The following is a 7,738-nucleotide window of genomic DNA, read 5'->3' as shown; positions in this document are numbered from 1 at the left end:
TATCCACCTGTTCCCGGCACTCTGAATTGTAAAGATCTGTCCAGACTTGATGCTAAGAACTTTGGTGTTTGTTCTTGGATCGAACAGATCATCTCCACCTGCAAATTGGAAAAACTTCTCAGAATTTCCAGGCCAGTTGATAAGGCGTAATATTCGTCCTTTATTCGAAGCAGACGCAGGCATGATCAAACCAGTTACCTGGTTGTTAATTCTTAGGGTTCCAACTTCATCTCCTATTGTATAGTCTGCCACGACGCTGGTTGTAGAACTGTAATTTTCAAAGCCAGCATTGGTCCAGCTTACCTGTCCGCTCGCATTGAGAGACATTACCTGACCTTCGGTGCCACGATTTAAAGGGAGTACATATTCCGTTTCCGGGCTGGTTCCTATTCCTATTCGTCCGTTAAAGTAGCCGGCATAAACATTGCTGTTAGCATCTCCGGTAGCAATACTATAAATCCCGAAAATATTTCCAACTCCCTGAATGGATCCAATTTCAGAATAGATTCCGTAGTTATTACTTCTCGCTCCAAAAGTTCTACCTACGCGATTGTATATTCCGTAGATATCATTCGTGCCTGTATTCTGATAGGTTTCGTTGAATATCCCGTAATGAATCCCAAGACCAACCCCACCAACATTATTTTTAATTCCGTATTTGTTACCGTTGGTAGCGCTTCTATTATCACTGATAATTCCGTAAGTGGTAAGATTATCTGTAGCGGAGTTCGCATTATCTACCTCAAGGCCCTTCTTGAGCCCGGTATCTTTCCCCGAAGCAATGGCAACCTGTAATCTTGACGAAATCTGATCTGTACCAAGACCCATACTGGCTTCGCGAAAAATAGGATCTGTAATATTATTCGGAGAGACCGTCGTTCCGGTTTTATAGAAGTTTGCGGAATTAGTTTCTGCAGCGATCGCTTTCCATTTCTTTTCCGAGCCATTCCAGAAATAGAACCCTTCCGGAAAACCGCTAACGCTCTTACTTAAAAAAACCAGCATTCCATGTTGATCTTCCGAAGGTGCAACAACAGGAAATTTCGTAATTCTAGGTATGAGAATACCGTCACTGCTCGCAGGATCTGCAGTGTTAGTCGCTACAATATCTAACTGAGCTTTAGGTTCTGAGGTTCCAATTCCTACCTGTGCCTCGAGTTGAGACATTATCATACCCATCAAAAACAGGCATATAATTTTTTTCATGAACAAACATTTTAGCTTGCCATAGAAGTCGATCTAGGACGAATTGGGTGATCCAAATATAGACGAATAATTAACACGGCAACTATTTATTTTAGTCACTATCGTTAATTTTTCCCTGGAGTATTTTGATCTCATCTCTCAACCTGGCGGCCTGCATAAAATCAAGTTCTTTAGCGGCTGTTTCCATAGCTTTCCGCTTCTCGCGAACTTTCTTTTCCATCTGTGGCTTGGTGAGATATTCGGCTTCAGCTTCCGCAGCTTTTAAGTCGGTACGCTCCTCGTCACCATAAATATCCAGCTTCTGTTTTACCAGGGCGCTATCAAATTTCTTATTAAGCTTAGTAGGAGTGATGTTGTGTTTCGTATTATAATCCATCTGTTTCTGGCGACGGTATTCAGTCTGGTCGATCGTTTTCTGCATACTATCTGTGATTTTATCTGCATACAGAATAGCTCGTCCATCCACATGGCGGGCAGCTCTACCAATGGTCTGAGTCAGAGATCGGTTGCTTCTTAAAAAACCTTCTTTATCGGCATCGATGATCGCAACCAGAGAAACTTCTGGCAAATCCAGACCTTCACGCAGCAAGTTTACGCCTATAAGAACATCAAATATTCCGCGTCGAAGATCCTGCATGATCTCTACACGCTCCAGCGTGTCAACATCGGAATGTATATAACGACAACGCACATCGATACGCGTCAGGTATTTCGCCAGTTCTTCCGCCATTCTCTTGGTAAGCGTAGTAACCAGCGTTCTTTCATCTCTTTCTACCCGAACATGAATTTCTTCAATTAGATCATCGATCTGGTTCAAACTTGGGCGAACTTCCACAATTGGATCCAGCAGACCTGTAGGTCTAATGACCTGCTCCACATAAACTCCTTCACTTTTCTGAAGTTCATAATCGGCTGGAGTTGCGCTTACATAAATCACTTGGTTTTGCAGGGCTTCAAATTCCTCAAATTTCAATGGCCGGTTGTCCATCGCAGCGGGGAGTCGGAAGCCGTAATCAACCAAGGTTTCTTTTCTAGAGCGGTCACCACCATACATGGCATGAACCTGCGGAATGGTCACGTGACTTTCGTCTACGATCATCAAGTAATCATCTGGAAAATAATCCAGCAAACAGAAAGGTCTTGTCCCGGGAAGACGGCCATCCAGGTAACGGGAGTAGTTCTCAATACCCGAGCAGTATCCCAGTTCCCGTATCATTTCAAGATCGAAATTCGTTCTTTCATCAAGCCTTTTTGCTTCGAGAGTTTTACCAATATCAGAAAAGTAATCAACCTGTTTTAACAGGTCATCCTGAATTTGATGGATCGCACTTTTTAAAACATCAGGTGAGGTCACGAACATATTCGCAGGATAAATATTCAGTCTTTGATATTTCTCGATAACATCATTAGTTCCGGGATCAAAGGCTTCAATCTCCTCAATTTCATCTCCAAAAAAATGAATTCTGAAAGCATTGTCGGCATAACTTGGAAACACGTCTACCGTATCGCCTTTTATTCTGAAATTTCCATGGGAAAATTCAGCTTCTGTCCTGGAATACAGCGACTGCACCAGGCTATGCAAAAATTTGGTTCTGCTAATTTCCATATCACGTTCAATGGAAACCACGTTCTTTTTGAATTCAACAGGATTACCAATCCCGTAAAGACACGAAACTGAAGCAACCACGATCACATCGCGTCTTCCGCTTAGAAGAGAAGAAGTGGTGCTTAAACGCAACTTTTCGATCTCCTCATTGATCGAAAGATCCTTTTCTATATAAGTTCCGGAAGTTGGTATAAATGCTTCTGGCTGGTAATAATCATAATAACTCACAAAATACTCAACAGCATTCTCCGGGAAGAACTGCTTGAATTCTGAATATAACTGGGCGGCAAGAGTTTTATTATGTGCCAGCACCAGCGTTGGCTTTTGCACCTCTTCAATAACATTGGCGACCGTAAAGGTTTTACCAGAACCGGTTACTCCCAGTAAAGTCTGGAATTGTTCGTTTTTATTGATCCCGCTAACGAGTTGTTTGATGGCATTGGGCTGATCTCCCGTAGGTTTATAATCAGATTTTATATCGAATTTCATGAGGCAGTCTTCCTTTTTCCTAGCCCGACGAAATTAAACAATTACAGAGCTTTATTCAAGTTTTTGGCATTTACCTAACAAGTGAGAAATGACCTTTAAATTCCTGTCCAGTTTGTAACAAGACTCGAAACCAGTAGTCATCTGCCGGCAATGGCTGACCATCAAATGTGCCGTCCCATCCTTTGTCTGCCGCAGTTAGTTTTGTAAGTAATTTTCCGTAGCGGTCAAATATGCTAATCTTATTGGCAGCAGCCGTTTCGCTGCTAATACCATTTAACTGCCAGAAATCATTGATTCCATCCTCATTGGGAGTAAAAAAGTTATCATACCCAATGATGGCAATTTGGGTTTTGATAATAGCGCACTGGTTCAGATCACGGATATAAAGATCCTGAAAACCGGAAGTAACATTCTCAAAAGTAGTACTCGTTTGAAAAGGACCATCTTCGTTTCCTATAGAGTATTCATATGCTTCTGTGTTCGGAAAACTTATTTCAATAGTATTACTATTTGAATTAATAGCAGGCTGAACGAGAGAAATAGATTCAACATTGGGAGGTTCATTCAGAATAAGTTCGATTCTCGTGATATTGAAGCAATCTGGATTCCCTGCTTCGGAAGTTCTTGCAAACAGGCTTTCTGCTCCTGCTGAAGTATACAAACTTGAAATAGCGTTTGAATTTGCCCGAGCGGCATTTTCCGAAGTGAAAAAAGCGATATCGTGAGCTCCATTGATCCCACTCAGAATTTCATTATAGAGATCGCTTAATTCGTAGTCAGCGAGATTATTTTTGTCCAGATCGCATTGCTCAAATTCTAAATTTTGAGCCACCAGAGGTCCATCATTGATGGTAAGGGTAAAATCTGTGATTTTTGAACAACCGGTAAGATCATTTTCAATGCGAGCAAAAATTGGTTTACTTGGGACGTCACTGGTATAAATATCGCTCAAGGCGTTGATACCGTCAGTAGCATCAGCAATAGTTTCATGGTAAGTAAGAGTAGTGCTATTCTGGATATTGATAATAGGTGTATTCTGGCTAAGATCGAAAATCGCGCTTCCGTTCGCATTGCAGGTTTCTAGGTCCATGCCCTCATTGTATTGTGGGCCATCTGGGAAAGGAAAGCCGCCGGTAGTAGCTGTTCCTGTCCACTCCAGTTCAAACGGACTGTTTCCCACAGGTCTGTCTATCACGATAAAATAGGTTTCCCCGGGCTCTACATCGAGATTTGCAACAAAGCTATCCCCATCTGGCCCAGGTCCTTCACTCGTTTCTGTCGATCTGGCATTTAAACCGGTGAAATTGGATGCTAAACCGGCGGCATTAGGATTCGTCGTAGAACAACGAATAGCGTTTCCGAGGTTGTTACAGCTGGCATTTGGACCAAAAATAAAGAAATCGTAATCTACGTTGATATCATTACTGGTAGGTTTTAAATTAAACCCTAGTGATCCCGCTTTGGTAATTTCGATCTCCAGCCAAAGGGAGTTAGTCTCCTGGCTTGCACAATTGTTAGTGCCATTGAGTTCCTGGGTACCTATGCCATCTGCATTGCTGGAAATCCTGCCATCGCCACAAATTTTAATCGCTCCACTACAATCACTTGCAGGATTCTGAGCCCAGGAAAGTGCAGGGAACGTAAGGAAAAGAATTAAAATTCTTAATAATTTCATGTTATTCTCTAATAAGGGAGAAATGTCCTTTAAAAATTTTACCATTTTCGAGGCTGACTTCAAACCAGTAATCATCTGCTGGCATAGGTCTGCCATTGAAGTTGCCATCCCAACCCTTAGTTTCGGGAGGAAGCATGGCTATGATTTTACCATACCTATCAAAAACTATAATTTTCTGAAATTCAAATCCGGGTTCAGAAATATCGTAGGGCCTCCAGAGATCATTCGAACCATCATTGTTTGGAGTGAAAAACGGCGGATGACCATATAAAGAAACCTGCATTTCGCCAGTCGCACATCCCATGCTGTTCTTAACATAAACAGTATGTTGCCCTCCGGGAACTCCTCGAAATTCCGGATTAGATTGATAGGGTCCATTGATATTATCAAGGGCATAAACCGTATTTTCATCGGTTGAATTGGTGAAAATTAAGAGATCATTTTCGCTGCCATTATTGGAAATCTCTATTTCAGAAATTTCAGGAGCTTCAAATTTTTCGACATTAAAATCGATAGATCTTCCGCAGCCAGACTCTTTTAGCGTCAGACTTAATGAATAACTCCCAGAATCGTTTACCTCGATGGTTCTACCAGTTTCGCCGGTACTCCATGTATAATCAAATTCATCCGGATTAGCAAGATCGAGATCATTACCAAGAATTACAGGGAAATCTGTTGCGCAACCATTCAGGCTCATCAGAGATTGAACTGCTGGGAAACCGGTCATTTCCAATTCTATACTTCCAAATCCATAGCAAATATTATCTGCATCTGCCCGAATATATAAGGTTTTTGGACTCGTAACATAATTATCAGGCAATGCATTAGTGCCAAGAATCGCATCATCTTCAGAAGTATGAAAGCTCAGCCGAACATCAGGGTTTAAGTCAAGATCGTTTCTGGCATTTTCAGCAATAGTACCCAGATTATATTCAGCCGTACCATCACCCAGATCACAACCTGTAGCTGTTTCCAATGATAGATCCACACTTTCGGTAGTTTGAAGTCTGAAGCTTTTTATATCGTAACAATCACTTCCGAAGCCACTAATTTTCACAAAAACCTCTTCATTAGGAGCGTTGTTCCGGTAGATGTTATTCAGGGTAACTTCGTTGTTCACATCGGCAATGGCATCTGCCTCACTTCCGTAGAAAAAAAGCTGAATACCCGACTGACCCTGTGATAACTCTTCCTTGGCAAGTTGAAGATTAAAAGTTGCAATTCCATCTGTTGGATCTGAATCCTGAACATCACATTGTTTCAGAATGAAATCTGAAGGTACATTGGGAATTTCAAAAATAGTCACTTCTTCACAAACCGGGTCCTGAGGAATTCCATTGATGATCCCGGTAAGACTCACCGTATAAGTTCCTGCGGCACTATAGGTATGCTTAGGTGATGCGGCAGTTGAGGTGGCACCATCTCCAAACTCCCACATAAATGCATCATATTTCGAGGCATCTCCTGCGGTAAATTCTGTAGTCTGTCCCAAGCAGATATTTTCATATTCAAAATTATTATTGAAAAGCGACTGTACAAATGGTGGCAGACCGAGCCTAACGACTTTGGGAGAAATATCTAAACTGTTGTGTCGGTAATTTACGTTTGCAGCGTCTTCTTCCGGTTCGTTGATCACAGACATCAGGTTCCATCTAACGAAGCCACCATCAGTAGAGTAACCAGCACGATATATCTTGCCATTAGGCGCTAATTGCAAAGCTCCAGCAACATTTCTGGAGGAATTTATCAAAGTGGCTGAAGCAGCAATATCTGTAGCTTCGAGATCAAATTGATATAATTCACCATTTTGTAAGACATCTTCTGTATTATAATTATTGGAAGTTGCGTACAGTTTAGTGGATTCCGGAGAAAATTCCACGCCGTATGGATAGGCATTGGCCAGCAGCAATTTTTCATTGGAAACTCTACCACTAAGATCATTGAAATCGTAGAGAAATACCTTTCCAGTTTTCTTAGCACCTCCGGAACGCGGACTCCCAATACTGGTTCCACTATAAGCCGCAGCCAGGTAATTTCCATCTGGAGAGATCTTCATATAGCCAGGAGCCGTAACGTTTAGATCCTGTTCGTTGATCCTGGGAGGAAAATTATTATTGATAGTGGAAATCACTGCGCTCGTATTTACTCCTGCGGAACTTACTCTAAAGGAGTAGAATTTATTAGTAAACTGAGTGACCACCCAGTACGAAACACAATCTCCCGCGATCACGGCAGAAATCTTTTCAGAACTTTTGAATTCTTTTTCCACGGGATCTGAAGGATCATAGGTAACGAGGTGAGTATTCTTGGTGCTCGCAATAATGCCACCATTTCCATTGTCAAGACTCATGTCTACTTCAGAAAAATGAACACCTTCAATAGGATCATTGGATATGCGGAAATAGTCTGGCTTGTCTACCGTGAAAATATAATAGAACCCGGGATTTGCAGGCTTCGGAACAATGATCGCCGATTGCGTACTGGAAACATTTCCTTTAAGATCACTCCCATTTAACATTACCTGATGATTGCGATTGTAAACTGTAGAACCATCAGTATAAAAAAGCAGATTTCCGTTTCTGTCTGAAATGCTAGCAGAACCTTCGATAGTGTTCAATACTCCATTGGTAAGCGGAACCGCTTCGCCTGAAGTAAATGATAATCCAGCGCCAACACCAAAATACCAGTTTGCTGCTTCCTGCTGGCCGTACATGAGTGTCGGCAGCAGGAATATGGCAAGGATCACTTTCAACTTCATACTA

General features: G+C 41.8%; 4 protein-coding genes. All 4 read right to left on the bottom strand.

The features are described 5' to 3' along the window. Positions 1–1,206: hypothetical protein (locus QZ620_RS05055; RefSeq protein ID WP_295179674.1), on the bottom strand; the 1,206-nt coding region annotated here is incomplete at its 3' end. Between the two features lie 91 nt (positions 1,207–1,297). After that, positions 1,298–3,301, bottom strand: a complete 2,004-nt coding sequence (gene uvrB / locus QZ620_RS05050; RefSeq protein WP_295179672.1) for an excinuclease ABC subunit UvrB — start codon at positions 3,299–3,301, stop codon at positions 1,298–1,300. Positions 3,302–3,371: 70 nt separating this feature from the next. Continuing rightward, the gene (locus tag QZ620_RS05045) at positions 3,372–4,976 is read right to left on the bottom strand and encodes a T9SS type B sorting domain-containing protein (protein WP_295179670.1); all 1,605 of its coding nucleotides are present in this window, start codon (positions 4,974–4,976) and stop codon (positions 3,372–3,374) included. A gap of 1 nt (position 4,977) precedes the next feature. Next, a complete protein-coding gene (locus tag QZ620_RS05040; RefSeq protein WP_295179668.1) occupies positions 4,978–7,734 on the bottom strand; it encodes a T9SS type B sorting domain-containing protein in 2,757 nt (918 codons plus the stop codon). Positions 7,735–7,738: the final 4 nt, after the last annotated feature.

Source organism: uncultured Christiangramia sp. (genome assembly GCF_913046405.1).
Classification (GTDB): Bacteria; Bacteroidota; Bacteroidia; order Flavobacteriales; family Flavobacteriaceae; genus Christiangramia; species Christiangramia marina.
The sequence above is the reverse complement of the archived record's forward strand: the minus strand, read 5'-3'. Positions and strand labels throughout refer to the sequence as shown.

What these genes read in the sequence shown, in the direction of transcription:
- QZ620_RS05045 (WP_295179670.1), bottom strand. Translation starts at nt 4,976, where the DNA reads ATGAAATTATTAAGAATTTTAATTCTTTTCCTTACGTTCCCTGCACTT.
- QZ620_RS05040 (WP_295179668.1), bottom strand. Translation starts at nt 7,734, where the DNA reads ATGAAGTTGAAAGTGATCCTTGCCATATTCCTGCTGCCGACACTCATG.
- uvrB (WP_295179672.1), bottom strand. Translation starts at nt 3,301, where the DNA reads ATGAAATTCGATATAAAATCTGATTATAAACCTACGGGAGATCAGCCC.